The organism is Curvibacter sp. GW821-FHT09D12 (assembly GCF_059416245.1).
Genome location: NZ_JBWKOU010000006.1, coordinates 162686 through 186827, shown reverse-complemented (window position 1 = coordinate 186827; position 24142 = coordinate 162686). Strand labels below are relative to the sequence as shown.

27 protein-coding genes are annotated in these 24142 nt (G+C 66.7%); 12 read left to right on the top strand and 15 right to left on the bottom strand.

Annotated elements, in window-relative coordinates; translation table 11 throughout:
- Window positions 1-71: 71 nt before the first annotated feature.
- Genes AC07PT_RS12165 through nadC form a run of 3 tightly spaced genes read right to left on the bottom strand, consistent with a single transcriptional unit; the run spans window position 72 to window position 3852 of the window.
- Entirely contained in the window at window positions 72-1868 is a 1797-nt protein-coding gene (locus AC07PT_RS12165) for a chorismate-binding protein (RefSeq protein ID WP_494656889.1), read from the bottom strand.
- 5 nt (window positions 1869-1873) lie between these two features.
- On the bottom strand, window positions 1874-2989 hold the full coding sequence (nadA, locus tag AC07PT_RS12160) for a quinolinate synthase NadA (RefSeq protein WP_494656783.1): 1116 nt from the start codon (window positions 2987-2989) through the stop codon (window positions 1874-1876).
- Window positions 2986-3852, bottom strand: coding sequence for a carboxylating nicotinate-nucleotide diphosphorylase (nadC, locus tag AC07PT_RS12155; RefSeq protein ID WP_494656782.1), 867 nt, complete (start codon window positions 3850-3852; stop codon window positions 2986-2988). The genes nadA and nadC overlap by 4 nt, the downstream gene beginning before the upstream one ends.
- A 168-nt stretch (window positions 3853-4020) precedes the next feature.
- Here nadC and panC point away from each other — a divergent pair, with 168 nt between their 5' ends.
- Window positions 4021-4869 carry a pantoate--beta-alanine ligase gene (gene panC / locus AC07PT_RS12150; RefSeq protein ID WP_494656781.1) on the top strand — a complete coding sequence of 283 codons (849 nt, stop codon included), beginning with the start codon at window positions 4021-4023 and terminating at the stop codon, window positions 4867-4869.
- A gap of 38 nt (window positions 4870-4907) precedes the next feature.
- Here panC and AC07PT_RS12145 read toward each other — a convergent pair whose 3' ends face one another.
- The 4 genes from AC07PT_RS12145 to AC07PT_RS12130 form a co-directional block, all read right to left on the bottom strand.
- A complete protein-coding gene (locus tag AC07PT_RS12145; protein WP_492348287.1) occupies window positions 4908-5927 on the bottom strand; it encodes an NAD(P)H-dependent glycerol-3-phosphate dehydrogenase in 1020 nt (339 codons plus the stop codon).
- 54 nt (window positions 5928-5981) lie between these two features.
- Window positions 5982-6428 carry a protein-export chaperone SecB gene (gene secB / locus AC07PT_RS12140; protein WP_019574008.1) on the bottom strand — a complete coding sequence of 149 codons (447 nt, stop codon included), beginning with the start codon at window positions 6426-6428 and terminating at the stop codon, window positions 5982-5984.
- A 144-nt stretch (window positions 6429-6572) separates the two neighbouring features.
- Entirely contained in the window at window positions 6573-6830 is a 258-nt protein-coding gene (grxC, locus tag AC07PT_RS12135) for a glutaredoxin 3 (RefSeq protein WP_492348286.1), read from the bottom strand.
- Between the two features lie 44 nt (window positions 6831-6874).
- Window positions 6875-7282, bottom strand: a complete 408-nt coding sequence (locus AC07PT_RS12130) for a rhodanese-like domain-containing protein (protein ID WP_492348285.1) — start codon at window positions 7280-7282, stop codon at window positions 6875-6877.
- 73 nt (window positions 7283-7355) lie between these two features.
- Between AC07PT_RS12130 and gpmA the strand changes: the two genes are divergently transcribed.
- The 4 genes from gpmA to AC07PT_RS12110 all read left to right on the top strand — a co-directional run bounded on the left by gpmA (window position 7356) and on the right by AC07PT_RS12110 (window position 10988).
- On the top strand, window positions 7356-8099 hold the full coding sequence (gpmA, locus tag AC07PT_RS12125) for a 2,3-diphosphoglycerate-dependent phosphoglycerate mutase (protein ID WP_492348284.1): 744 nt from the start codon (window positions 7356-7358) through the stop codon (window positions 8097-8099).
- A gap of 144 nt (window positions 8100-8243) precedes the next feature.
- Window positions 8244-9680, top strand: a complete 1437-nt coding sequence (locus AC07PT_RS12120; protein ID WP_492348283.1) for a S41 family peptidase — start codon at window positions 8244-8246, stop codon at window positions 9678-9680.
- A gap of 47 nt (window positions 9681-9727) precedes the next feature.
- The gene (locus AC07PT_RS12115) at window positions 9728-10480 is read left to right on the top strand and encodes a HesA/MoeB/ThiF family protein (protein WP_492348282.1); all 753 of its coding nucleotides are present in this window, start codon (window positions 9728-9730) and stop codon (window positions 10478-10480) included.
- Between the two features lie 127 nt (window positions 10481-10607).
- A complete protein-coding gene (locus AC07PT_RS12110; protein WP_492348281.1) occupies window positions 10608-10988 on the top strand; it encodes a response regulator in 381 nt (126 codons plus the stop codon).
- Window positions 10989-11023: 35 nt separating this feature from the next.
- Here AC07PT_RS12110 and AC07PT_RS12105 read toward each other — a convergent pair whose 3' ends face one another.
- A complete protein-coding gene (locus AC07PT_RS12105; RefSeq protein ID WP_492348280.1) occupies window positions 11024-11656 on the bottom strand; it encodes a response regulator in 633 nt (210 codons plus the stop codon).
- A 172-nt stretch (window positions 11657-11828) separates the two neighbouring features.
- Between AC07PT_RS12105 and AC07PT_RS12100 the strand changes: the two genes are divergently transcribed.
- The 3 genes from AC07PT_RS12100 to AC07PT_RS12090 all read left to right on the top strand — a co-directional run bounded on the left by AC07PT_RS12100 (window position 11829) and on the right by AC07PT_RS12090 (window position 14528).
- Window positions 11829-13205 (top strand): CHASE3 domain-containing protein, encoded by a 1377-nt coding sequence (locus tag AC07PT_RS12100; protein WP_494656888.1) that lies wholly within the window; start codon window positions 11829-11831, stop codon window positions 13203-13205.
- Between the two features lie 153 nt (window positions 13206-13358).
- A complete protein-coding gene (locus AC07PT_RS12095) occupies window positions 13359-13655 on the top strand; it encodes a hypothetical protein (protein WP_492348279.1) in 297 nt (98 codons plus the stop codon).
- A 165-nt stretch (window positions 13656-13820) separates the two neighbouring features.
- A complete protein-coding gene (locus AC07PT_RS12090; protein WP_492348278.1) occupies window positions 13821-14528 on the top strand; it encodes an alpha/beta fold hydrolase in 708 nt (235 codons plus the stop codon).
- Between the two features lie 23 nt (window positions 14529-14551).
- Here AC07PT_RS12090 and coaD read toward each other — a convergent pair whose 3' ends face one another.
- From coaD to AC07PT_RS12070, 4 genes are all read right to left on the bottom strand, one after another.
- Window positions 14552-15052: a pantetheine-phosphate adenylyltransferase gene (coaD, locus tag AC07PT_RS12085; RefSeq protein ID WP_492348277.1), complete on the bottom strand. Its 501-nt coding sequence runs from the start codon at window positions 15050-15052 to the stop codon at window positions 14552-14554.
- A 119-nt stretch (window positions 15053-15171) separates the two neighbouring features.
- Complete coding sequence (rsmD, locus tag AC07PT_RS12080) at window positions 15172-15804, bottom strand: 16S rRNA (guanine(966)-N(2))-methyltransferase RsmD (RefSeq protein WP_492348276.1); 633 nt, start codon at window positions 15802-15804, stop codon at window positions 15172-15174.
- Window positions 15801-17162 (bottom strand): M16 family metallopeptidase, encoded by a 1362-nt coding sequence (locus tag AC07PT_RS12075; RefSeq protein ID WP_494656779.1) that lies wholly within the window; start codon window positions 17160-17162, stop codon window positions 15801-15803. Before AC07PT_RS12075 ends, rsmD begins: the two co-directional genes overlap by 4 nt.
- A 100-nt stretch (window positions 17163-17262) precedes the next feature.
- Window positions 17263-18732, bottom strand: a complete 1470-nt coding sequence (locus AC07PT_RS12070; RefSeq protein ID WP_492348274.1) for a M16 family metallopeptidase — start codon at window positions 18730-18732, stop codon at window positions 17263-17265.
- A gap of 187 nt (window positions 18733-18919) precedes the next feature.
- Between AC07PT_RS12070 and ftsY the strand changes: the two genes are divergently transcribed.
- On the top strand, window positions 18920-20218 hold the full coding sequence (ftsY, locus tag AC07PT_RS12065; RefSeq protein ID WP_494656887.1) for a signal recognition particle-docking protein FtsY: 1299 nt from the start codon (window positions 18920-18922) through the stop codon (window positions 20216-20218).
- 89 nt (window positions 20219-20307) lie between these two features.
- On the opposite strand, the gene cutA is transcribed toward ftsY, so the two are convergent.
- Window positions 20308-20670, bottom strand: coding sequence for a divalent-cation tolerance protein CutA (gene cutA, locus AC07PT_RS12060; RefSeq protein ID WP_494656778.1), 363 nt, complete (start codon window positions 20668-20670; stop codon window positions 20308-20310).
- A gap of 122 nt (window positions 20671-20792) precedes the next feature.
- Here cutA and AC07PT_RS12055 point away from each other — a divergent pair, with 122 nt between their 5' ends.
- From AC07PT_RS12055 to AC07PT_RS12045, 3 genes are read left to right on the top strand one after another with little or no spacing between them, the layout of a single operon-like run.
- Window positions 20793-22058 (top strand): hypothetical protein, encoded by a 1266-nt coding sequence (locus tag AC07PT_RS12055; RefSeq protein ID WP_494656777.1) that lies wholly within the window; start codon window positions 20793-20795, stop codon window positions 22056-22058.
- A gap of 10 nt (window positions 22059-22068) precedes the next feature.
- A complete protein-coding gene (locus AC07PT_RS12050) occupies window positions 22069-23028 on the top strand; it encodes a DUF3034 family protein (RefSeq protein WP_492348432.1) in 960 nt (319 codons plus the stop codon).
- 29 nt (window positions 23029-23057) lie between these two features.
- Window positions 23058-23522, top strand: coding sequence for a group I truncated hemoglobin (locus tag AC07PT_RS12045; protein ID WP_494656776.1), 465 nt, complete (start codon window positions 23058-23060; stop codon window positions 23520-23522).
- A 214-nt stretch (window positions 23523-23736) separates the two neighbouring features.
- Here AC07PT_RS12045 and AC07PT_RS12040 read toward each other — a convergent pair whose 3' ends face one another.
- Window positions 23737-23970 carry a hypothetical protein gene (locus AC07PT_RS12040; RefSeq protein ID WP_492348269.1) on the bottom strand — a complete coding sequence of 78 codons (234 nt, stop codon included), beginning with the start codon at window positions 23968-23970 and terminating at the stop codon, window positions 23737-23739.
- A complete protein-coding gene (locus AC07PT_RS12035; protein WP_494656775.1) occupies window positions 23967-24110 on the bottom strand; it encodes a hypothetical protein in 144 nt (47 codons plus the stop codon). Before AC07PT_RS12035 ends, AC07PT_RS12040 begins: the two co-directional genes overlap by 4 nt.
- Window positions 24111-24142 lie beyond the last annotated feature (32 nt).

Genomic DNA, 24142 nt, shown 5'->3' with positions numbered 1-24142 from the left:
CAGGCCAGCCGGCCAAGAGGCCGGTCGATCGGCTCAACAGACCTGCACCCGCATAAGCGGGCCGCCCATGCTCAGCCCAGCCGCGCCGGAATCACCCCTCGCAGACTGTTGACAAAGGCCAGCGCCTGCACCCGGGGCAGCTCGCTCACGTGCACCACGCCCTCGCTCAGCCAGCCCTCCTGCAGCGCGGCTTGGCGGCCCACGCCATCGAGCAGGCCGCAGTGCAGCGCGGGCGTCAACCACTGGCCGTCCAGCAGCAGGGCCACGTTGCCGCGGGTGCACTCGGTGAGCTCGCCACGCTCGTTCCACAACAGGGTGTCGAAGACACCGGGCTGGGCCGGGGCCATGGCGTCGTAGTGGGCGCGGCGGGTGGTCTTGTAGCGGGTGAATTCGCTGAAGGCCTCGCCAAAGGCCTGGGGGGCCAGGCGCAGGGTGACCTGGGCGGGCGAATCGTCCAGGGCAAAGGCTTCGGCATGGGCCAGGCCCTGGGCATCGAGCAGCAGGCGCAGGCGCCAGCGGCCCTGGGGTTGGCGGCGCACCACCTGGGCCAGCACCTTGTGCACATGGGCTTCGTCCCAGCGCACATTGAAGTACTGGGCGGCGCGGGCCATGCGGGCCAGGTGCAGTTGGCCGTGGCACAGGGCGCCGTCCTGCAGGCGCAGGGTTTCCAGAATCTCGAAGGGCTGGCTGGCGCGCTCCAGAAAGCCTTGCTTGTGTTGCCACTCGCGCCATTCGCCCGCAGCCTCGGCGGTCGCGGTGATGCCGCTGCCGACGCCGCAGCGGGCCTCGCGCCCCTGCAGGCCCACGGTGCGGATGGGCACGTTGAAGGTGGCGGCCCCACCGGGGCGCAACACGCCGATCGCGCCGCAATACACCTCACGGGGCCCGGCCTCCAGCGCCTGGATGGCTTTCATGGCCTGCACCTTGGGCGCACCGGTGACCGAGCCGCAAGGGAACAAGGCGGTGAACACGTCCAACAGGCGCGTGCCGGGCCGGGTGCGGGCCTGCACGTCCGAGGTCATCTGCCACACCGAGGGCAAGGCCTCCACCTGGAACAGGCGCGGCACACTGACGCCAAAGGGGTCGGCCAGGCGCGACAGGTCGTTGCGCAGCAAGTCGACGATCATCACGTTTTCGGCCTGCTCCTTGGCGCTGTCGAGCAGGGCCTGGCGCCGGGCTGCGTCTTCCGCCGGGGTGGCGCCACGTGGGGCGGTGCCTTTCATGGGGCGGGTGAGCAACTGGCCCTCGCGCCAGTCAAAAAACAGTTCGGGCGACACCGACAGCCATTGCTCTTCACCGGTCTGGATCAGCGCCGCATAACCGCCGGGCTGGGCACGTTGCAAGGCATCGAACAGGGCACGCCCCGCCTCGCCTTCGGTGATGCGCAGATCCGGCTCGGTGTCCACCAACTGCCCCCGGCGCTGCGCCGTGAGGTTGACCTGGTAAAAATCGCCCGCGGCGATCTGCTGCTGCAGGCAGGCAAAGGGGTGCTGAAAATCGGCGGCCTGATCCAGGGGCTGCCAATCGACGCGGGCTGGCAGGGCCTCGCCCTCGTCGGGTGCGGGCCAGGTCCGCGGCTGGTCGAACACGGCAAACCAGGCCAGCGGCCCCACCTGCGCAGCGTGTGCGGCGTGTGCGGCGTGCACCTGCAGTGCCGCATCAAAGGCCGGAGCGGCTTCGTAGCGCAGGTAGCCCACCACCCAGCGGCCGGCCTGGGCCGCGGCCTCGGCGGCCAGCAGCACCGGGGCCACGTCGCTCAGCTCACGGGCCTGCAGCACCTGCAGGGGATGGGCGAAGGCGTGACGGGTGCGCGGGCCAACCGGGTCGTGCGGGTCGGCAAAGTCGAGCAGGACGCGCACCGCCCCCATGGCGCTCAAGCAGCCCCCAGGTGGGGTACCAGACCGGCGGTGGGTTGACCGTTCTTGAGTGCGGCGGTGTAGGCCAGCATGCGGTCGATGGGCAGGCGCGCGCGCGGGATCAGGGCAGGGTCCACCCACACCTCGTTGGCACCGGTCTCCAGCACGCGGGCCACGTCGGCCAGGCCGTTCATGGCCATCCAGGGGCAGTGCGCGCAGCTCTTGCAGGTGGCACTGTTGCCGGCGGTGGGGGCTTCATGGAAGGTCTTGCCGGGGTTTTGCGTGCGCAGCTTGTGCATCATGCCGTTGTCGGTGGCCACGATGAACTCGCTGGCCGGCAGCTCGCGCGCGGCCTTGAGGATGACCGAGGTCGAGCCGACCACATCGGCCAGGGCCACCACGTCGGCCGGCGACTCAGGGTGCACCAGCACCTTGGCCTGGGGATGTTCGCGCATCAAGGCCTGCAGCTCAAACGCCTTGAACTCGTCGTGCACGATGCAGGCCCCGTTCCAGAACAGCATGTCGGCGCCGGTTTCGCGCTGGATGTAGTGGCCCAGGTGGCGGTCGGGCGCCCACAGGATCTTCTGGCCCTGGTCTTTCAGGGCCTGCACGATGTCGAGCGCACAGCCCGAGGTGACCATCCAGTCGGCGCGGGCCTTCACGGCGGCGCTGGTGTTGGCGTAAACCACCACGGTGCGGTCAGGGTGGGCGTCGCAGAAGGCGCTGAAGGCGTCGGTGGGGCAACCCAGGTCGAGCGAGCAGGTGGCATCGAGATCGGGCATCAGGATGCGCTTGTGCGGCGACAGGATCTTGGCGGTCTCGCCCATGAAGCGCACGCCCGACACCACCAGGGTCTGGGCCGTGTGGTCACGGCCGAAGCGGGCCATCTCCAGCGAGTCGCTGACCAGGCCACCGGTTTCCTCGGCCAGGTCCTGCAGATCGGGGTGAACATAAAAGTGCGACACCATGACGGCATTGCGCTCCTTGAGCAGTCGGCGGATGCGGTCTTTCAACGCCCCGCGCTCGACCTGGGTGGGCTCGGGCGGCACCCGGGCCCAGGCGCGGCGGGTGGCGCACACGCTGCCTTCGGCCAAGGCCGGCTGTTCGTAGTCGATGTCAATCACGGCACTCATGCCCAGTCCTCGAAACGCATGGAGAAATCGGTGGCCTTGACGTCCTTGGTCAGGCCGCCGATGGAGATGCGGTCAACCCCGGTGGCAGCCAGTTCAGGCAGGCGATCCAGCGTCACACCGCCCGAGATTTCAAGCACGGCGCGGCCGGCGTTCAGGCGCACCGCCTCGTGCAGGGTAGGCAGGTCCATGTTGTCGAGCAGCACCATGCGGGCGCCGGCCTCAAGCGCCTCTTGCAGCTGGGCCAGGGTTTCAACCTCGATCTCGATGAACTGGGCCTGCGCCGCCACGGCCTGTGCGGCCGCCAGCACGGGGCGGATGCCACCGGCGGCAGCGATGTGGTTTTCCTTGATCAGCACGGCGTCGTACAAGCCGATGCGGTGGTTCAGGCCGCCCCCGGTGCGCACGGCGTACTTCTGGGCCAGGCGCAGGCCAGGCAGGGTCTTGCGGGTGTCGACGATGCGGGCCCGGGTGCCCTGCACGGCGGCCACGTGCTCGGCGGTGCGGGTGGCCACAGCGCTCAGCAGTTGCAGGAAATTGAGGGCGGTGCGTTCAGCCGTGAGCAGGGCCCGGGCCTCGCCCTGCACCTCCAGCACCACCTGATCGGCCTGGCAGGTTTGCCCCTCAGCCACCTGCCAATGCAGCTCGGCGCTGGGGTCGCAGTGGCGGATCACGGCCTCGGCCCAGGGCTGACCGCACAACACGGCCGGTTCGCGCACCAGCACACGGGCCGTGATGCGCCGCCCCGCCGGCACCAGGGCAGCGGTCAGGTCGGCAGGCCCCACATCCTCTTGCAGTGCCCGGGCCACATCGGACTGCGCCAGCGCCGCCAGCTCGGCGGGCGAGAACTCAAGCAATTTCGTCATGGGCGCGAAGCATAGCCGCTGCGCCAGGGGCTTTCAGCAAACTGTCATCTTTTGTACAAACGGACAGCGCTGTCTTGGGCGACTGAGGCAAACCGATACATTTTGATACCTCGCTGGCGATTACACTCGCGCCCATTTTGGGCCCAGGGCCCTTGCCGGAGACGAGACTTGAAGATTGTTCGCAGCGTGGCGGAGCTTCGCCAGACCCTTGCCCAGGCCCAGCGCCCTGCCTTTGTGCCCACCATGGGCAACCTGCACGAGGGGCACCTTTCGCTGATCCAGCAGGCCCGCCCGCTGGGTGATGTGACCGTGGCCAGCATCTTTGTGAACCGGCTGCAGTTTCTGCCGCACGAAGACTTTGACAGCTACCCGCGCACCTGGGAGGCCGACTGCGCCAAGCTGGAGGCTGCGGGCTGCCATGTGCTGTTTGCCCCACGCGAAACCGATCTGTACCCCGAGCCACAAACCTTCAAGGTGCAGCCCGACCCGGCCCTGGCTGATTTGCTGGAGGGCGAATTCCGCCCCGGTTTCTTCACCGGCGTGTGCACGGTGGTGATGAAGCTGTTCTCGGCCGTGTTTGCCGGCCATGCCGAAGGGGTGTCGGTGTTCGGCAAGAAGGACTACCAGCAGCTGATGGTGATCCAGCGCATGGTGCAGCAGTTTGCATTGCCGATCACGGTGCTGGGGGCCGAGACCACGCGCAGCGAGGCCGGCCTGGCCCTGTCGTCGCGCAACGGCTACCTGAGCGAGGCGGAGCGCACCGAGGCGCTGCAACTGTCACTGGCCCTGCGCGGCCTGGCGCGCGAGGCACTGGCCGCGGCGCATGCCTTGCCACAGCACCGCGAGGCCCTGGAGGCCGCCGCCCTGGCCGCCCTCAAGGCACGCGGCTGGGCACCCGACTACCTGACCGTGCGTCGGCGCAGCGACCTGCAGGCCCCCCAGGCGGGTGACCCGCTGGTGGTGCTGGGCGCGGCGCGCCTGGGCAGCACGCGCCTGATCGACAACCTGGAGATCTGAGAGCGTGAGCGCGCGCTGAGGTCCAAGCCCGCCAGGGCTCAGGCCATTTCGCCCTTGGGGCCACGCCCCATCAAGGCCGCCACGGCCTCGGCCGGCTGCAGCTGGCCGTCGAGCAAGGCCACCACGGCCTCGGAGATGGGCATTTCGACGCCCAACAGGCGGGCACGCTGCACCACGGTGCGGGCGCTGTAAACACCCTCGGCCACATGGCCCAGCGAGTCGACTGCCTGTTGCAGGCTTTGGCCGGCCGCCAGCAGCAGGCCGACCTGGCGGTTGCGGCTCAGGTCGCCGGTGGCGGTCAACACCAGATCGCCCAGCCCCGAGAGGCCCATGAAGGTGTCGACCCGGGCCCCCAGGGCCAGGCCCAGGCGCGTCATCTCGGCCAGGCCGCGGGTGATCAAGGCGGCCCGGGCGTTCAAACCCAGGTCCAGCCCGTCGCACAGGCCGGTGGCGATGGCCAGCACGTTCTTGACCGCGCCCCCCACCTCGACCCCGACCAGGTCATCGTTGGCATACACCCGCAGGCTGGGACCGTGCAGGGCCTCGACCAGGGCGTGGCGCACCGAGGCCTGGTGGCTGGCCGCCACCAGGGCGGTGGGCTTGGCCTCGGCCACCTCGCGGGCGAAGCTGGGGCCGCTGAGCGTGCCCACCGCCAGGCGCGGGGCCACCTGCTCGGCAATTTCATGGGCCAGCAGGCCGTGCAGGCCCTGGCTTGCATCGGCATCGGCCACACGCTCGAAGCCCTTGCAGAGCCAGGCCACGGGCACCGTCAGATCCGCCAGGCTGGCCAGGGTGGCGCGCAAAGCAGCCATCGGGGTGCCGATGATCACCAGATCGCTGCCCGCCGCCAGGGGGGCCAGCGGCGCGGCGCTCAGGGTCAGGGATTCGGGCAAGGGGGCCAGCGGCAGGTAGCGCTGGTTGCGGCGTGAGGCCTGCATGGCGGCCACCTGGGCCGCATCACGGCCCCACAGGGTGACTTGATGGGCGGCCGGTGCAGCACAAGCGCCAATGGCCAGGGCCGTGCCCCAGGCACCGGCTCCGGCGACGACTATTTTCATATCGGACGCAACAGGCACCCGGGCCTGCCAGAGCAGGCCGGGCGCGGCAGCTGATTACTGAGCCACCTGGCCGGCGGCCTGGGCTTGCTGCTGTTCGTACATGGCCTGGAAGTTGATTTCGGCCAGGTGCACGGGCGGGAAGCCGCCGCGCTGGATGATGTCGGCCACGTTGCCGCGCAGGTAAGGGTAGACGATCTGCGGGCAGGCGATGCCCAGGATGGCGCCCATCTGGTCTTCAGGCAGGTTGCGGATCTCGAAGATGCCGGCTTGCTTGGCTTCAACCAGGAACACGGTGCGGTCCTTGATCTTGGTCTGCACGGTGGCGGTCACCGTGACTTCGACGATGCCATCGGCCACCGGGGTGGCATCCACGCCGAGCTGGATGTCGACGCTGGGCTGCTCTTGTTCGAGCAGGATGGCGGGGGAATTCGGCTGCTCAAGCGACAGGTCCTTGAGGTAAACGCGCTGGATCTGGAAAACGGGATCTTGTTGCTCGGCCATGAGGTTTCTCGGTTCACAAAAACAAGACACCGCCTGCGGTCCAGGGTCGGTGCCCATTAAAAGAAAACCCGCCGCGGAAGCGTTACCGCAGCGGGCACTCAGGCACCATTATCTCAGCAGAAAATGGCGCTTTTGCGGCAGCGCTCAGGCGCCCAGCAGAGGCAGCAGACCGCCGCGCCCGTCCAGGGCCATCAGATCGTCGCAGCCGCCCACGTGGGTGTCGCCGATGAAGATCTGGGGCACGGTGCGCCGGCCAGTGACCTGCATCATGTGATCGCGCTGGGCCGGGTCGGCATCGATGCGGATCTCTTCAATCTCGGTCACGCCCTTGGCCTTGAGGATCTGCTTGGCGCGGATGCAATAAGGGCAGACGGCAGTGGTGTACATCTTCACGGGCTGCATGGGGACAAATTCCTTGCTGGGTAGATACGGGACATGGGCCCGGTTCAGGCCTTTTCAACCGGCAGGTTAGCCTCTTTCCAGGCTTTGAGCCCGCCACTCAGGGCTTGGGCCTGCTGGTAACCCAGTTTTTGGGCCGTCTTGACAGCGGGGCCGCCGCGCGAGCCGCTGGCGCACACGAAGATCACCGGCAGGGCCTTGTTCTTGACCACCTCGGGCAGGCGCGCCTCCAGTTGGTCCAGCGGCACGCTGCGCGCGCCGTTCACGTGGGCTTGCGCGTAGTCGGCCGCGTCGCTGACATCCACCACCACGGCTTTTTCGCGGTTGATGAGCTGCACGGCATCGGCCGTGGACAGGCCGACTGCAGAGGCGCCCTTGAGGGTGGGCCACAGCAGCATCACGCCTGAACTCAGGGCAATGACGATCAGCATCCAGTTGTCGGTAATGAATTTCACGGGGTTCCTTGGGTTGGCAAACCCGACAATTTTAGAATGCTGGGTTTCGCACTGGAAAAATTGAGGGCTTCGCATGTACAAACTCGTTCTTGTCCGCCATGGTGAATCCACCTGGAACCTTGAAAACCGCTTCACCGGCTGGACCGATGTGGACCTGACCCCGACCGGGGTGGAGCAGGCCAAGAACGCCGGACGCCTGCTCAAGGCCGAAGGCTACGACTTCGACCTGGCCTACACCAGCGTGCTCAAGCGGGCCACCCGCACCCTGTGGCACACCCTGGACGAGATGGACCGCACCTGGCTGCCGGTGGTGCACAGCTGGCGCCTGAACGAGCGTCACTACGGTGCGCTGCAAGGCCTCAACAAGGCCGACATGGCCAAGCAGTACGGTGACGCCCAGGTGCTGGTGTGGCGCCGCAGCTACGACACCCCGCCGCCGGCCCTGGAGGCCACCGACCCGCGCTGCGAGCGTGGCGATGCCCGCTACGGCCGCCTGAAGCCCGAAGAGGTGCCACTGACCGAATGCCTGAAGGACACCGTGGCCCGCGTGCTGCCGTTCTGGAACGAATCCATCGCCCCCGCCATCAAGAGCGGCAAGCGCGTGGTGGTGGCTGCCCACGGCAACTCGATCCGCGCCCTGGTCAAGTACCTGGACAACATCGGCGACGACGACATCGTGGGCGTGAACATCCCCAACGGCATTCCGCTGGTGTACGAGCTGGACGCCGATCTGAAGCCGATCCGCCATTACTACCTGGGCGATGCCGAGGCGGCTGCCAAGGCCGCCGCGGCCGTGGCCTCGCAAGGCAAGGCCTGAGCCAAGCCCGCGTCCATCGCGGGTAAAGCACAGGTAAAGCCACCCCCCTGCTCCGCAGATTCCCCGGGTGAATGAAGGGGACTGCGGAACCTGGCCTGACGCGGCCCATCCTAGGTGTATATTGCGTCGCAAAAAGGTGATTTCATGGGTGAAAAACTCCGTATCGCAGGCTGGATTTCCATTGGCGTGGTAGCCGGCGCGCTGACCACGGTCTCGCTGCAAACCATGGCACGGGGCAGCATTTCGCCGCTTCCACTCGAAGAGTTGCAGCAACTGGCTGCGGTGTTCGACATGGTGAAGACCGATTACGTCGAGCCGGTGGACGAGAAAAAGCTCATCACCGACGCCATCTCGGGCATGGTGGCCAGCCTGGACCCGCACTCGCAGTACTTCGACAAGAAGTCCTACAAGGAATTCCGCGAAGGCACCTCGGGCCAGTTCGTGGGCGTGGGCATCGAAATCACCCAGGAAGATGGTCTGATCAAGATCGTCTCACCCATCGAAGGCTCCCCCGCCTACCGTGCGGGCCTGAAGACCAACGACCTGATCACCAAGATCGACGACACCGCGGTGAAGGGCCTGGCCCTGAACGATGCCGTCAAGCGCATGCGCGGCGAGCCCAACACCAAGGTGTTGCTGACCGTGTTCCGCAAGGACGAGAACCGCACCTTCCCCGTGACCATCGTGCGCGAGCAGATCCGCACGCAGTCGGTGCGTGGCAAGGTGGTCGAACCCGGCTACGCCTGGGTGCGCCTGAGCCAGTTCCAGGAACGCACGGTGGACGACTTCGTGAAGAAGATCGACGAGATCTACAAGCAGGAGCCCAATCTGAAGGGCCTGGTGCTTGACCTGCGCAACGACCCGGGTGGCCTGCTCGATGCGGCCGTGGCGGTGTCCAGCGCTTTCCTGCCCGAGAACGTGACCGTGGTGTCCACCAACGGCCAGTTGGCTGAAAGCAAGTTCACTTTCAAGGCCTCGCCTGAGTTCTACCAGCGCCGCAGCGGCCCAGATCCGCTCAAGAAGCTGCCCGCCGCCCTCAAGACCGTGCCGCTGGTGGTGCTGGTCAACGAAGGCTCGGCCTCGGCCAGCGAGATCGTGGCCGGCGCCCTGCAAGACCACAAGCGCGCCACCCTCATGGGCAGCCAGACCTTTGGCAAGGGCTCGGTGCAGACCGTGCGCCCCCTGGGCCCCGACACCGGCCTGAAGCTGACCACGGCCCGCTATTACACGCCCAGCGGCCGTTCGATCCAGGCCAAGGGCATCGTGCCCGAAGTGATGGTGGACGACACCGAAGAAGGCAGCCCGTTTGCCGCCTTGCGCATGCGTGAGGCCGACCTGGAGAAGCACCTGAACAGCGGCCAGGGCGAAGAAAAGCCCGATCCGGAGCGCGAAAAGGCCCGCGACGAGGCCCGCAAGCGCCTCGAAGAGGAAGCCAAGAAGCCCGTGGCCGACCGCAAGCTGCCCGAACTGGGCAGCGACAAGGACTTCCCGCTGATGCAGGCCCTGAACCAGCTCAAAGGTCGCCCGGTGATGGTCAGCAAGACCCAGACCGAGCGCAAGGAAGAAAAGACCAGCAACTGAGCCCTGCACAACGGGGATCACCAGCGCCCTGCGGGGCGCTTTTTTTTATGAACGACGATCAGCTGCTCCGTTATTCCCGCCACATCCTGCTCGACGAGATCGGCATCGAGGGGCAGGAACGTCTGCTGGCCGCGCACGCCGTGGTGGTGGGCGCAGGCGGCCTGGGCTCGCCCGCAGCCCTGTACCTGGGCGCGGCCGGGGTGGGCCGCATCACCCTGATCGATGACGACGAGGTCGATCTGACCAACCTGCAGCGCCAGATCGCCCACACCCAAAGCCGGGTTGGGCAGGCCAAGGTCGATTCAGCCCGGCAGGCCATCCTGGCACGCAACCCCGAGGTTCGGGTGGATACGCTGCGCCAGCGTGCTGACGCCGCGTTGCTGGACCAGCTGCTGCCCGACGCCGATGTGGTGCTGGACTGCAGCGACAACTACGCCACGCGCCAGATGGTGAATGCAGCCTGTGTGCGGCATCGGCGAGCGCTGGTGTCGGGGGCTGCGATCCGCTTCGATGCCCAGATCAGCGTGTTCGATCCACGCCAGGCCGACAGCGCCTGCTACGCCTGTGTGTTCGACCCCGCCGAGACCCCCGAAGAAACCCGCTGCGCCACCTTGGGTGTGTTCGCCCCCCTGGTGGGGATTGTGGGCAGCCTGCAGGCGGCCGAGGCACTGAAGCTGATCAGCCTGGCCGGCACGCCCCTGACCGGCCAGTTGCTGATGCTGGATGCGCGCACCATGGAGTGGACGCGCATGAACCTGTCACGCCATCCGAACTGTCCGGTGTGCGGCACGGCCGTGTAGGACTGGTCTGACATCTTCAAAACGAGGTGACTGGCACAATTCATCGACCTGAACTTACCGCACAAGCGCAATCCAAATCCGTTGGTCTGGGTTGTGTCTTCGGAATGCGGGTGAACAAGGCCATCACTTGGAACTCCGAACCTACATCGTCGAAGACAACGCCACGATCCGCGAGAACCTGGTGGGCACGCTGGAAGAGCTGGCGGACGTGCGAGCCGTGGGCTTTGCAGAGACCGAGCACCAGGGCATCGAATGGCTGCACCAGCACTCAGATGACTGGGATCTGGCGATCGTGGACTTGTTTCTCAAAGAAGGCAGCGGGCTGGGCGTGATTTCGTCGTGCCAGCAGCGCCAGCCGCACCAGCGACTGATCGTGCTGACCAACTACGCCACACCCGACATCCGGCTGCGCTGCGCCAGCCTGGGCGTGGATGCAGTGTTCGACAAATCCAATGAAATTGACGCCCTGATCGATTTCTGCACGCTGCAGGCATCGTCTGATGCCTGAGCACGGCGCACCCCGCTCAGACAGGCCCGAATCGCTCAGTCGATCAATCGGTTTTTGAGGGCGTAATAGGTCAGGTCGCTGTTGGAGGCCAGGCCCATCTTCTCCATCAGACGGGTTCGGTAAGTGCTGACCGTCTTCACGCTCAGGGACAGCGACTTGGCCACGTCGCCGGCCGTCTCGCCACGGGCCAGCTTGAGAAACACCTGAAACTCGCGCTCCGAGAGCTGCTCGTGCAGCGGCACGTCGTCCTTGCGGCCCAGTTGCTGGGCCAGCAGATCGGCCACGGTGCGGGTGATGTAGCGCTTTCCAAGCGCAATGGTGCGCACCGCCTCCACGATCTCGGCGGGGTCGCACTCCTTGTTGAGGTAGCCACTGGCGCCTTGCCGGATGAGGTTCATGGCGTAGTGCTCCTCCGGGTAGCCCGAGAGGATCAGGATGCCCACGTCGGGCGCCTTGGCCCGGATCATGGCCAAGGCGTCCAGCCCCGACTGCCCCGGCATGGCCAGGTCCATCAACAACACATCCATTTCGGTGATGCGCACGAGATCGATCGCCTCGCGTCCGTTGGCCGCCTCGCCCACCACCCGCAGGTCGACATGGTCGGCAAAGAAATTGCGCAAGCCCGAGCGCACGATGGCGTGGTCATCCACGATGCCTATTCTGATCATCGATATTGTCTTTCATCATTTGTGAGAATCCACCCACAAATGCGCCGACAATAACCGAAACTGCAACCACAGAACAAAGTTTCGCCAGCTTCCCAGCTGTGCGCAGGGAATAGGGGCTGTCCATGGCCCACCATGCCCGGAGTTTTTCATGACGAGGTTTGCATCCTTGCCGATGCGGCTGAAACAGCGTTTTTTCAGCGGTCGGCCTTTGAACATCACGCGCCAGTGGATCAGCCTGCCACTGGCCTTGCTGGCCACCCTGAGCCTGATCGGCATCAACGAGCTGGGCTACGAGCGCTCTGCCGGCACCGTCAAACGCATCACAGCCACCCAGGAGACCCGGGCCACGCTGCACAAGCTGCTGGCCCAGATGCTGGACGCCGAGACGGGCTTGCGCGGCTACCTGCTCAGCGGTGACGAGCGCTACCTGGCGCCCTACAACAGCGCGGTCTCCGAGGTCAACCAGACCTTGGACCAACTGCGCCAGACCGACCAGGCCCACCCCGTCGACCCAGCGGCCCTGGTCGCCCTGTCGCGCCACGTATCGCGCAAGCTGGCCGAGATGGACCTGAGCCTGAAACTGCGCAAACAAGGCAAGGAAGACGCTTGGAAGTACGTGATGCACACCGACGTCGGCAAGGAACACATGGACGCCATCCGGGAGCAGTCGGCGGCCCTGATCGACGAAAGCAGCCACCAGACCGAATTGGGCGATCGACAGATCCTGCGCTCTCTGATGGTGTCGCGCCTGGGCATCGCCCTGACGGCGCTGGTGGGCCTGCTGTCCTTTTATCTGTACCTGCGGCAGTCGAATGCACTCAAGGTGGCGGGTCAGCGCGAGCAACAGACCCTCAAGCAGGAGCGCGACCGCCTGGAAAGCCTGGTGCGCGATCGCACCGCCTCGCTGGCCAAGCTGGCCACCTATCTGCAGCAGGTGCGCGAGGATGAGCGCGGCCACCTGGCCCGCGAACTGCACGACGAACTGGGCTCGCTGCTGACCGCGGCCAAGCTGGACGTGGCACGCATCAAGTCGCGCCTGGGCGATCACGCCCCCGAGGCCCTGCAGCGCCTGCAGCACCTGACCGAAACCCTCAACCGGGGCATCGCCCTGAAACGCCGCATCGTCGAAGACCTGCGCCCGTCGTCCCTGTCCAACCTGGGTTTGCTGCCCTCGCTGGAAATCCTCACCCGTGAGTTCTCGGAACGCTCCGACCTGGCACTGGACACCCGGCTGGAAGCGGTGGATCTGGATGAGTCATCGCAACTGACGCTGTACCGGTTGGTGCAGGAGGCGCTGACCAACATCGGCAAATACGCCCGTGCCCGGCAGGTGTCGGTGCAGTTGCAGAACACGGGAACCCACGCGCTGCTGACGGTGAGCGACGACGGCATCGGCTTCAACCCCGAGCAGATCGGGGCCGGCTCACATGGTCTTGAGGGCATGCGCCACCGCGTCGAAGCCACCGGCGGGCGCCTGGTGGTGGAGTCCACACCCGGCCAGGGAAGCCGCATCACGGCCTACCTGCCCACCCTCACCAGCCCGCTGTGAACCCACTGTGGGCCGGCGCCTACAAGCAGGAAGCGCCGATGCCGACAGGCGGGATGCGCCCTCGCCGACCAACCTCTCGTCCACCCAAGAATACCCTTCGTAGAAGCGATAACCCACGACCCGCGTGGCTCGTCAAGCACACTGGATTTCTGCATGGACGCTTCATCCTCACTGGACCCGAACTTCGACCAGCCCATCATCCGCGACACCACGCGCCTGCGCTTTCCACCCGAGGACAGCAACAACGACGGGATGGACTGCGTGGACCTGCTGATCCGGCGCAGCCATCCCCTGAGCCACCTGGCCCCGTCGGTGCAGGCACTGCCGCCTGAAACCGGCCAGGTCGCCTGGAGCCGGGTATCGTGGCCCTGGGCCTCCAATGGCATGCAGGCAGCGGGCCGGCCACGCGGCCGCTGGCTCTCGAGCGAGCCTCAGCCCGCCAGCGACTGAACCTGCCGCGGCGGACCCGCAGCCGGGTTGCGGCGCGGGCAGCCCGGTCGCCAGCAGACTGGCGCTCACTGAGAGCGTGTTCAATGTCTCCCATGGGTCGCGCGAGACATTGAACACCCTCTTAGGCATGATCAGCAGCTTCATGGCTTTGAAGTGACCTGCCTCATGAGTACCCTGATTTTTCTGCCGGGCCTCGGCGCTGATGCCGATCTGTGGGCTGACCAGACCCGCGCCCTGCCCCCGGACCTGCGCTGGGCCATCAGCCTGGTGCACTTCCGCCACCCCAGCATCAGCGCCATGGCGGCGGCCGTGTTGCGCGAACACAGCGGCCCACTGGCCCTGTGCGGCACCTCGATGGGGGGCATGATCGCCCTGGAGGCCTTGCGCCAGGCGCCCGAACGCATCACCGGTCTGGCCCTGCTGGGCAGCAATGCACGCCCCGAAACCGAAGCCATGCGAGCGCTGCGCAGTGACGCCGTGCGCCAATTTCGCGCGGGCCAGGTGCGGCAGGTGATCGAACCCAACATGGCCCTCGCCTTCCATGCCGATGGTGCGGCCCGCCCGGATCTGCGGGCACGCTACTGGCGCTTCATCCTGGCGGCAGGCGGCGAAGCGCTGGCCCGCCAGAATGAAGCCGTGATGGACCGCCCCGATGCCCGCCCCCACCTGGGCCGCATCAGTTGCCCCGCGCTGGTGGTGTGCGGGGCCGATGACGTGCTGACGCCGCCTGAGTGCTCACACGAGATGGCTGCCGCGATCGGCACGGCCGAATGGGCCGTGATCCCGCGTTGCGGTCACCTGTTGACGATGGAGCGCGCCCCGCAGGTCAATGCCTTGCTCAAAGGCTGGATCTCGCGCTGGCACCGCGCCTGAGCGCCGGCCCCAGCCAACCCAGGTCACTCGCGGCTCTGGCTGCGCACCTTTTCGGCCAGCCGCTCTTGCACCAGAGGGGAGACAAACTTGTCGACCTCGCCACCGAGCACGGCGATCTCGCGCACAAAGGTGCTCGAGATGAACTGGTACTTGTCGCTGGGGGTGAGGAAAACGGTCTCGACGTCGGGCATCAGGCTGCGGTTCATGCCGGCCAGCTGGAATTCATAGTCGAAGTCGGTGACCGCGCGCAGGCCGCGCACCATGGCCTTGCCGCCACGGGCCACCACAAAATCACGCAGCAAGCCCCCGAAAGTGGCCACCTCGACCTGGGCGAACGGCTTGACGGCAGCACTCACCATGTCGACCCGCTCTTGCAAGCTGAACAGGGTTTTCTTGTGGTGCCCGGCAGCCACGGCCACGATCACATGGTCAAACAGTTGGGTGGCTCGGCGCACCACGTCTTCGTGCCCCAGGGTCATGGGGTCGAAGGTACCCGGGTAAATTGCAATCACGTTCTGGGCCATGGCGGTGCGTCTCCTGCGGTGGGGCCTGGGGGCATTCTTTGGGCGCATTATGCATGCCGCCCGCACCCCGCATGGCCCCCCCGCGACAGGGGTGCCGGCCGACGGCCAAGAGAGACGAATCAGGTCGCAGGCGGGGTCGGCTTGAGCAGGTGGGCGTGCACCGCCCCGGCCTTGAGGTAGCGGTAAGGCTGCAGGCCCAGACCGTGAAGCTCGTCGGCCGTCCAGGCGCGAGGAGCCTCCAGGTAGATGAAGCCCTCGGGCTGCACGGCTTGCCCCGCCGCCCGCAAGGCCGGCTCGAACAGGTCGGAGGCAAAAGGCGGGTCCAGCAGCACCAGGTCGAGACCGGCACCCCGTTGCTGGACCAGTTGGGCCACACCGTCACCTCGTTGCACCTTCACCTGGGTGGCCTTGAGGCGTATCGAGCTGGCCTGCAGATGCTGCACCAGCCCGCTGTCCTGCTCCATCAGCCAGACCTCGCGCGCCCCGCGTGAGGCGGCTTCGAAGCCCAGGGCGCCGGTGCCGGCAAACGCGTCAAAACAGCGCCAGCCACCCAGGTCCTGACCCAGCCAGTTGAACAAGGTCTCGCGAACGCGGTCCGGCGTCGGGCGCAGGCCCGGCCGGTCGGGCACGGCCAGACGGGTGCGCTTCCAGAGCCCACCGATGATGCGGATCTCCCCCGGCGCCTTGCTGAGCTTTGGGTGCCCGGAGGCCTTGCCAGCCGGTGCCGCCGGGGTTTTGCTCGGGCGGCTCATGGACGGGCCCCCACGGTCACGGTGACCTGGCGATCGGGTTGCAGATGGCGCTGAAAAGCCGCCCGGATGTCTTGCACACTGACCTTGTCGATCTGCTGCGTCCAGGTGTCCAGGTAGTCCCAGGGCAAGTCATGCAGGGCCATGTTGGCCACGTTGTCGAGCAGCTTCTTGTTGCTGTCGATGCGCAAGGCAAAGCCCCCCACCAGGTTGTCCTTGGCGGCCTTGAGCTCGGCCTCGGTCGGCCCTTCGGCCACGTACCGGCTCAGCACCTCTCGCGCCACCTTGACGGCCTCGGCCGCCTGATCGGGTCGGGTCTGCAGCCCGAGGGTGAAGGCGCCCGCATGCAGGCCCGGTGCAAAGTAGCTGTAGACGCTGTAGCTCAGGCCTCGCTTTTCGCGCACCTCGCTGGTCAGGCGTGACACAAAGCCACCGCCGCCCAGGATGTAGTTGCCCACCAGCAGGGCAAAGTAGTCGGGGTCGGCTCGGCGGATGCCGGGCTGACCGATGAACACATGGGCCTGGGCCGAATCGAAGGGCAGGCTCAGGTTTTCTGCCTGGGTCAGAGGCGCGACCTCGGGCACCGCGGGCTGGGGCTGGCAAGGGCCGGCCGGCAGCAGGGCCAGCAGGCGGCTGACCAGCACATCGGCCTGCTCGCGGGAAACCGCACCGACCAGGCTGACACGGGCGTCGCAAGCACGCACTGAACGGTTCAGGTAGCGGCGCATGTCGCTGACCTGCAGCGTGGCCAGGGTGGCGGCGGTCATCTCCTGACCGTAGGGGTGATCGCCGTAGACGGCACGCGCAAAGGCCTTGGCAGCCTGGGTACCGGGGCGGGTGTCCTCCTCTTTGAGCGAGGCCACCAGGCGCTCACGCTCACGGCGCCAGATGGCCTCGGGCAAGGTCGGTTCGGCCAGTTGGCGGGCCGCCAGGCTGATGGCCCGATCCAGCAGATCGGGTTCGGTCAGGGTGCGCAGGCCGAAGGTGAGGCGGTCGTTGCCGGCGCTGCCGCCAAAACTGGCGCCCAGGTCGGCCCAGGCCTCGCTGAGCGCGTTTTCGTCCAGAGCGGGGGCTGCGCCATGGGCCTGAACGCCGCGCGAGCTCATGAGGGCGCTGACCGAAGCCAGCCCCGCCTGGCGGGCCGGATCCCGGCGCGAGCCGGCATCGAAGTCGATCTGCACGTCGAGCATCGGGATGGCCGGGCTTTCCACCAGGGCCACACGGGCTCCGCTGGCTTGGGTCCAGTGCTGGATGGGAAGTGCAGCCTGCGCAGCCGCGGTGGCCAGCAGCAGGGCCAGGGCCAGGCCGGCACGCCGGACCAGCAGCAGGCGGCGCGGCGGCGTCGAAACGGAAAGAGTCATGGAATCACCTGTGGAAGCACGCAGGCCGACGGCCTGGCCCAGGGTAGGGAGATAAGGGGCAGAAAAAAGAGCGGCAGACATCGGCAGGGCAGCCCGACGATCAGGAGCCATGGCGCCCGGCGGGCGCGGCCTTGCGTGGACGCTGCGGGTCCAGGGGCTGAGGCCGCAGCACGCCCACAGTCAGTTGGTCATCGCCAAAGTAACGCGCAGCCACCGACTGCACCTGGGCAGCCGTGACCCCGCGCAGGCGCTGGATCAGGCGCTCGCCGGCATCCAGAGGCTGGCCCTGCACCCAGTAGCGCCCCAGTTCATTGGCCTGGTTGAACACTGAATCGAGCTTGTAGACCTCGCTGGCCACCCATTGGGCTTTGACTCGGCGCAACTCGGCCTCACTGACGCCCTGCTCGGCGACCAGGCGCACCTGGGCACGCAAGGCCGCCTCGACGGCTTCAGGGGTCTGGCCAGCCGCGGGCACGCCATCGAGCACAAACACCTGCGGGCCCCGGCCCATGAGGCCGTTGTAAGCCCCTGCACTGTCGGCCACGCGGCGTTCGCCCTGGGTCAGGCCCCGCTCCAGACGGGCCCCCGGATAGCCGTCGAGCACCGCAGCCAGCACGGTCAGCGCCAGCACGTCGTCATCCGAGGAGGTGGTTTGATCGGGGGATTCGAGCTTGGGCACCTTGAAGGCCAGCGCCACGTAGGCCTGCTCGGCCGGGGCCTTGAAGTCGAAGCGGCGCAGCCCCAGTTGCTCGGGCTCGATGCGCGGCTTGCGCAGGGGCAGGGCGTGGGCGGCAATGGGCTCGTAATGGCGCTTGGCCAGCGCCAGCGCCTGCTCGGGCTCGATGTCGCCCGCAATCACCACCGCAGCATTGGTGGGGGTGTACCAGGTGCGCCAGAAACTGCGGGCGTCATCGGGTGTCATGGCGTCCAGATCGCTCATCCAGCCGACCACCGGACGGTGGTAGGGCGAGGCCACAAAAGCCGCGGCATTCAAGGCCTCATAGAGACGAGCCCGCGGGTTGTCATCGGTGCGCATGCGGCGCTCTTCCTTGATGACTTCGATCTCGCGCTTGAACTCATCGTCGGCCCACTGGTTGTGGGCAAAGCGGTCGGCTTCGAGCTTCATCACGTCTTCCAGGCGGGCAGCCGGGATCTGCTGGTAGTAGCCCGTGTAGTCCCGCGTGGTGAAGGCGTTCTCGCGCCCCCCCAGGGCAGCCACGCGCCGTGAGAATTCGCCGGGCGGCAGGCTGGGCGTGCCCTTGAACATCATGTGCTCCAGGGCATGAGCCACACCACTGGTGCCGTCGACCTCGTCCATCGACCCCACCCGCACCCACACCATGTGGGCCACGGTGGGTGCGCGGTGGTCAGGCTTGACGATCAGCGTCATGCCGTTGGCCAGGGTGTACTGGTGCACCCCGTTGGCCAATGGGACCGGCGCTGGAACGGACGTTGGGGTGGCCGCGGAAAGCGGGGCCTGAGGCGGGGCCGCAGCCTGTGTGGACTGCGCCAGAACAGGGGCCGCCAGGGCGCAGATCAATGCGGCCAGAAGGGTGGGTGTGCGTTTCATAGAATGATGGGATTCTAAGAACCCCGCAATGTTCAGCTTTTTCAAGAAAAAATCCCCTGCTCCTGCCCCGGCAGAACCCGCCAGCGCGCCGGCCGTTTCGGCGCCCGCGCCCGCTGCCGTGTCTGAAACCTCTGCGCCCGCAGCCCCGCCGGCCCCGACAAGCACCAACGGAGGCGGCCTGAGCTGGCTGCGCAATGCCTTCGGCGGCAAGCCAGCCGCACCGGCTGAGCCCCCTGCCGAGCCACAGGCCATCGCGGTGCCCGCCGCACCTCCAGCAACAGCTCCAGCAACAGCTCCAGCAACACCTCCAGCCGCACCGCCCGTATCTGCGCCGGCTTCTGCGCTGGCCTCTGCGCCGTCGACCCCGGCCGCACCGCAGGTCGACGCCCCGGCGCCCGTTGCGGCACCTGCTCCAGTTGCACCTGCTCCAGTTGCACCTGCACCCGTTGCACCTGCTCCAGTTGTTACACCTGCTCCAGTTGTTGCACCAGCACCGGCACCGGCGCCGATCCCGGCTGTGAGGACACCGGTACCCGCCGCGGCGCCCGTTGCCGTTGCCCCTGTGGCGGTGCCAGTCCCTGCGCCAGCGCGGCAAGGCTGGCTGGACAAGCTGAAGGCTGGCCTGCGCAAGACCGGCTCGACCTTGGCCACGGTGTTCACCGGCACGCAGATCGACGACGCCCTGTACGAAGAGCTCGAAACCGCGCTGCTGATGGCCGACACCGGCGTCAAGGCCACCGAGCACCTGCTGACCGATCTCAAGCGCCGCGTGAAGGAAAGCAAGACCACCGACCCGGCCGCGGTGAAGGCCTTGCTGGCCGACGCCATCACCGATCTGCTGCGCCCGCTTGAAAAGCAACTGGTGATCGGTGAGTTCACGCCCACCGTGATCATGGTGGCCGGCGTCAATGGCGCGGGCAAGACCACCTCGATCGGCAAGCTGACCAAGCACCTGGCCAACGAAGGGGCTGCGGTGCTGCTGGCTGCGGCCGACACCTTCCGTGCCGCCGCCCGCGAACAGCTGGGCGTGTGGGCCGATCGAAACACGGTCGAGATCGTCAGCCAGGAGGGCGGTGACCCGGCGGCCGTGAGCTTCGACGCGGTCACCGCGGGCAAGGCCCGTGGCAAGGACGTGGTGCTGGTGGACACGGCCGGACGCCTGCCCACCCAGTTGCACCTGATGGAGGAGCTCAAGAAAATCCGCCGCGTGGTGAACAAGGCCGACGCCACCGCGCCGCACGAGGTGCTGCTGGTGATCGACGGCAACACCGGCCAGAACGCCCTGGCCCAGGTGCGCTCGTTTGACGACGCGCTGAAGCTGACCGGGCTGATCGTGACCAAGCTCGACGGCACCGCCAAGGGGGGCGTGCTGGCCGCCATCGCCCAGGAGCGCCCGGTGCCGGTGTACTTCATCGGCGTGGGCGAGAAGCTGGAAGACCTGGAGACTTTCAACGCCCGCGAGTTTGCCCAGGCCCTGCTGTCCTGAGGCCCGGCCCCCCACTGGCCACGAGGCCCGCCCATCGGCGGGCCTTTTTCATTTCAGGTGAGCGTGTCGGGCGAAACCGCCCTGCCCTCTCAGGGGTTCACGTTGTCACGCACCCATTGGGCGTAGTCGGCCGAGGCCTGCCAGGGGGCCCAGCACAGTTGGGGCAAGTCGTAGGGATGGTGATGCTTCAACCACGCCAGCAAGGCCGGGCCGGCCGCTGCGGTTGTCTTGAGCGTGAGGCGCCATTCCGGCTCGGCCAGGGTCTGGCCCTGCCAGCGGTAGTGCGACTGCAGGGGTTCCACCTGGACGCAGGCGGCCAGGCGCTGCGCCAAGACCTGTTTGGCGAGCGCGTCGGCATCGGTGGCCTGCCCCACGGTGGTGGTGACACACCACAGGGTCACCGAAGAGGCTTCGATGGGGGAGGGCAGTGGATTGGCCGGCGGCGTGGACATGGTCAGGCTCCAGAACAGACCCGGGATTGTGACGCAGCAGCATCCGGCGGGCATGCACCGACTCATGACAGAAAAGGGGCTTGTCATGCCCATGACCGGTTGCTTTCAGTAGACTGATGGGCATGTTTTTGCCTACACACCGACCCAGCCATGCCCTTCGCCTGATGGCGCTTGCAGCCATCGTCTTCGTTGCCAGCTGTGGTGGTGGCGGCGGCGGGGGATCGTCCAGCACCAGCACCGGATCGGGCAGTTCCGGCAGCTCGGGCGGGTCCGATAGTTCAGGCAGTGGATCAGGCAGTGGGTCGGGCAGCGCCACCACCGATGGCCACACGCTGATCCAGCAAGCCGCCCTGGCCCAACGGCCCGGGGTGCTGGCCAAAGCCCTGGGGCGCAGCCAGCGCCTGTTGGTGGGCTTGGGCTCGACCGACGTCGCCCCCATCCAGTCGCAGACGCTCACCCCCGACATCTACGACCAGTACCTGGTGGGGGCCGGCGCCAGCGCCTGGCCGAGCTGGAACAGCCCCTCAGGCGCCTACGTGCAGTTGGTGGCGCAGCGCGCCGACCAGTTGGGGGCCGTGCCCATGTTCACCCTCTACCAGATGGCCACCCGCGGCGATGGGGTGTTGACTGGCTTGACCGACACCAGCTTCATGAAGGACTACTGGGACAACACGCGTCTGCTGTTTCAGCAACTGGCCACCTATGGCAAGCCGGCCCTGGTCAATTTCGAGCCCGACTTCTGGGGTTACACGCACCGGGTGAACGCCGACCCCACGCAGATGTTCGTCTACGTCAACACCAACCCCGACTGTGCCACCCTGCCCAACACTGTGGCCGGCATGGCCGCCTGCCTGATCCAGACCGCGCGCCAATATGCACCCCAGGCCTATGTGGGTTTCCCGCCCTCGCTGTTTGGCGACCTGCTGTCCACCGAAGTGAGCTACATGCAAAAGCTGGGGGCCGGCCAGGCCGACTTCGTGGTCATGCAGACGCTGGACCGCGACGCGGGCTGTTTCGAGGCGCAATCCAGTGTGGGCAGTTGTGTGCGCAGCGGCAGCAACTGGTACTGGGATGAGACCAACACCACCTCGCCCACCTTCACCGAACACTTTGCCACCGCCAACAGTTTCTTCCAGGGCCTGGGGCGGCCCCTGCTGTGGTGGCAAACCCCCCTGGGGGTGCCCGCTGCCACGGCCAGCAAGCAAAGCCCCTGGCGTGACAACCGCGTGCGCTACTTCCTGAGCCACCCCAACGAACTGGTCGCGGCCGGGGGGGTGGGCGTGGTGTTCAGCCCGGGCGAAGTCACCCAGACCAACATCACCACCGATGGTGGTCAGTTCAAGACCTACTCCAAAGCCTATTTCTCCAACCCCTCGGCCCTGCCCTGAGCCCCACGCGATCACCATGCCAAAACGCTGCGCTCGTCTGAAAGCCGCTGCCGGGCTGTTGGCGACCTTGCTGCTGGGCCTGGGGCTGCAGGGCGAGGCCCGGGCAGACAGCGGCAAGCTGCTGTTGACGGGCGGTGTTTCGACCGTCGAGGGGGCGGCCGGTGGTGGCATCGTGCCCTGGGCTGTGATGGGCACCCAGGCCACCGATGGTGAAATCGGGCTGAGCGCCAACCTCAACCAGTTGGCCACCCGCGACTACGGGCTGAAGACCTATGGCCTGACCTTGAACCTGCGCAATCAGATCGAGCTGAGCGTGGGACAGCAGGATCTCTCGGCCGGGCCGGCCACGGCACTGAACGCGCTGGGCTTTGACGTGCAGCCCGGCCCGCACCTGAAGATGGATGTGCTGGGGGCCAAACTGCGACTGGGCGGCGATGCGATCCTGGACAGCGACACCCTGATGCCTCAATTGGCGGTGGGCCTGCAGTACAAGCACACCCAGGCGGGCTCGCTGCAGCCGGTGTTCAACTTTCTGGGCGTGCGCAATTCGGGCACCGATGTGTATGTCTCGGCCACCAAGCTGTGGCTGGCCCAGGGCCTGCTGCTCAATGCCACCTTGCGCTACACCCAGGCCAACCAGGGTGGGCTGCTGGGCTTCGGCGCTGCCGCGCCGGGGCGCCACGGCGCGAGCCTGAACCCCGAGCTGAGCGTGGCCTACCTGCTGCGCAAAGACCTGGCCGTGGGCGCGGAGTACCGCTTCATGCCCAACAACCTGGAGGCCGTGGGGCGCGCCGCCGGCCTGGGCAACGCCTTGCGCCAGGACGACTGGAAAGACCTGTTCGTGGCCTGGGCGCCCCAGCGCCATGTCTCACTGACCGCGGCTTATGTGGACCTGGGCCGCATCGTGCCCGGCGTGACCGAACAACGGCGCCAGCGGGGCTGGTACCTGTCAGGCCAGGTCAGTTACTGAGCGCCCCCTACAGCCTTCAGGACAAGCTCATGCCCCACCGACTTCTGCCCCTTGCCATGGCCACCTTGATGCTGGTGGCCACCGCTTCGGCCAGCGCAGACCCTGACCACTATGTGCCCGCCCGCCCGGCCGATGCCGCGTTGTACCGTGCACTGGGTGAGCGCGCCGGCATCGACGCCGTGGTGGCCGGCATGCTCAAACGCTCGGCAGCCAACCCGCGCATTGCCGACAAGTTCAAGGGCATCAAGCTCAAAGGCTTGCAGGAGCAGATCACGGATCAGCTGTGCGAACTGACGGGCGGCCCCTGCCATTACGAAGGCAACTCGATGAAGGACGCGCACGAGGAACTGGCCCTGACCATGGCGCACTTCAACGCCCTGGTCGAAGACCTGCAACTCGCCATGGACGAACAAGGGGTGCCGTTCCGGACCCAGAACCGGCTGCTGGCCATTCTGGCGCCCATGTACCGCGACATCCTGAAGTCGCCCCGCTGATGGGTTGGTGCATGGCCTGCTCAAAAAACAGGCAGCGCAAGGACAACCCTTTCAAATCAAGCACTTAGCACCCCATTCAACGCTCAGGACACGGCTTGTCCACAAGTTTGTCCAAGTCTGGCGGGGACAGAACCAGTGGATGCCCTTCACGCACAGCCGGCTTGGACGGGAATGGCCGCGGCAGCACCGGGCAGTGAGCCGCGGTTCTCGACCCTCATGGCCAGGACAGGTCCAGCCCCAGCATGCCGGCCAGGTCGAAAGTGACGAAGCCCAGCCCCAGCAGTGACAGCACAAAGACCGCGGCCACCTTGCCGCTGGCGCGCAGCAGCACACGCGTCTCCTTCTTCTTTTTCTCTTGGTCGTAATGCCACTTGATGGCGAAAAACATGCCGATGCCAAGCACGATCACTTTGAAAGTCACGAAGACTACGGGGACCCAATCCATCATTTTCTATATTCCAACTCTTCATTGAGAGCCTCGATGGCGCGGAATGCCGTCGGCACCCCTCGCCATTTCAGTTCAAAAATATCACCTCGGCATTTCCCATCATCAACCGGGACATCTGCCTGATATCCGGATAATGACATTCAGACATCATTTAAAAACAATGAGATTGCCA

What these genes read in the sequence shown, in the direction of transcription:
- AC07PT_RS12120 (WP_492348283.1), top strand. Translation starts at nt 8,244, where the DNA reads ATGGGTGAAAAACTCCGTATCGCAGGCTGGATTTCCATTGGCGTGGTA.
- AC07PT_RS12105 (WP_492348280.1), bottom strand. Translation starts at nt 11,656, where the DNA reads ATGATCAGAATAGGCATCGTGGATGACCACGCCATCGTGCGCTCGGGC.
- AC07PT_RS12100 (WP_494656888.1), top strand. Translation starts at nt 11,829, where the DNA reads ATGCGGCTGAAACAGCGTTTTTTCAGCGGTCGGCCTTTGAACATCACG.
- AC07PT_RS12055 (WP_494656777.1), top strand. Translation starts at nt 20,793, where the DNA reads ATGTTTTTGCCTACACACCGACCCAGCCATGCCCTTCGCCTGATGGCG.
- AC07PT_RS12040 (WP_492348269.1), bottom strand. Translation starts at nt 23,970, where the DNA reads ATGATGGATTGGGTCCCCGTAGTCTTCGTGACTTTCAAAGTGATCGTG.
- nadA (WP_494656783.1), bottom strand. Translation starts at nt 2,989, where the DNA reads ATGAGTGCCGTGATTGACATCGACTACGAACAGCCGGCCTTGGCCGAA.
- nadC (WP_494656782.1), bottom strand. Translation starts at nt 3,852, where the DNA reads ATGACGAAATTGCTTGAGTTCTCGCCCGCCGAGCTGGCGGCGCTGGCG.
- AC07PT_RS12095 (WP_492348279.1), top strand. Translation starts at nt 13,359, where the DNA reads ATGGACGCTTCATCCTCACTGGACCCGAACTTCGACCAGCCCATCATC.
- AC07PT_RS12115 (WP_492348282.1), top strand. Translation starts at nt 9,728, where the DNA reads ATGAACGACGATCAGCTGCTCCGTTATTCCCGCCACATCCTGCTCGAC.
- coaD (WP_492348277.1), bottom strand. Translation starts at nt 15,052, where the DNA reads ATGGCCCAGAACGTGATTGCAATTTACCCGGGTACCTTCGACCCCATG.
- AC07PT_RS12165 (WP_494656889.1), bottom strand. Translation starts at nt 1,868, where the DNA reads ATGGGGGCGGTGCGCGTCCTGCTCGACTTTGCCGACCCGCACGACCCG.
- AC07PT_RS12090 (WP_492348278.1), top strand. Translation starts at nt 13,821, where the DNA reads ATGAGTACCCTGATTTTTCTGCCGGGCCTCGGCGCTGATGCCGATCTG.
- AC07PT_RS12075 (WP_494656779.1), bottom strand. Translation starts at nt 17,162, where the DNA reads ATGACTCTTTCCGTTTCGACGCCGCCGCGCCGCCTGCTGCTGGTCCGG.
- rsmD (WP_492348276.1), bottom strand. Translation starts at nt 15,804, where the DNA reads ATGAGCCGCCCGAGCAAAACCCCGGCGGCACCGGCTGGCAAGGCCTCC.
- AC07PT_RS12145 (WP_492348287.1), bottom strand. Translation starts at nt 5,927, where the DNA reads ATGAAAATAGTCGTCGCCGGAGCCGGTGCCTGGGGCACGGCCCTGGCC.
- gpmA (WP_492348284.1), top strand. Translation starts at nt 7,356, where the DNA reads ATGTACAAACTCGTTCTTGTCCGCCATGGTGAATCCACCTGGAACCTT.
- cutA (WP_494656778.1), bottom strand. Translation starts at nt 20,670, where the DNA reads ATGTCCACGCCGCCGGCCAATCCACTGCCCTCCCCCATCGAAGCCTCT.
- grxC (WP_492348286.1), bottom strand. Translation starts at nt 6,830, where the DNA reads ATGCAGCCCGTGAAGATGTACACCACTGCCGTCTGCCCTTATTGCATC.
- AC07PT_RS12045 (WP_494656776.1), top strand. Translation starts at nt 23,058, where the DNA reads ATGCCCCACCGACTTCTGCCCCTTGCCATGGCCACCTTGATGCTGGTG.
- AC07PT_RS12035 (WP_494656775.1), bottom strand. Translation starts at nt 24,110, where the DNA reads ATGTCATTATCCGGATATCAGGCAGATGTCCCGGTTGATGATGGGAAA.
- secB (WP_019574008.1), bottom strand. Translation starts at nt 6,428, where the DNA reads ATGGCCGAGCAACAAGATCCCGTTTTCCAGATCCAGCGCGTTTACCTC.
- AC07PT_RS12070 (WP_492348274.1), bottom strand. Translation starts at nt 18,732, where the DNA reads ATGAAACGCACACCCACCCTTCTGGCCGCATTGATCTGCGCCCTGGCG.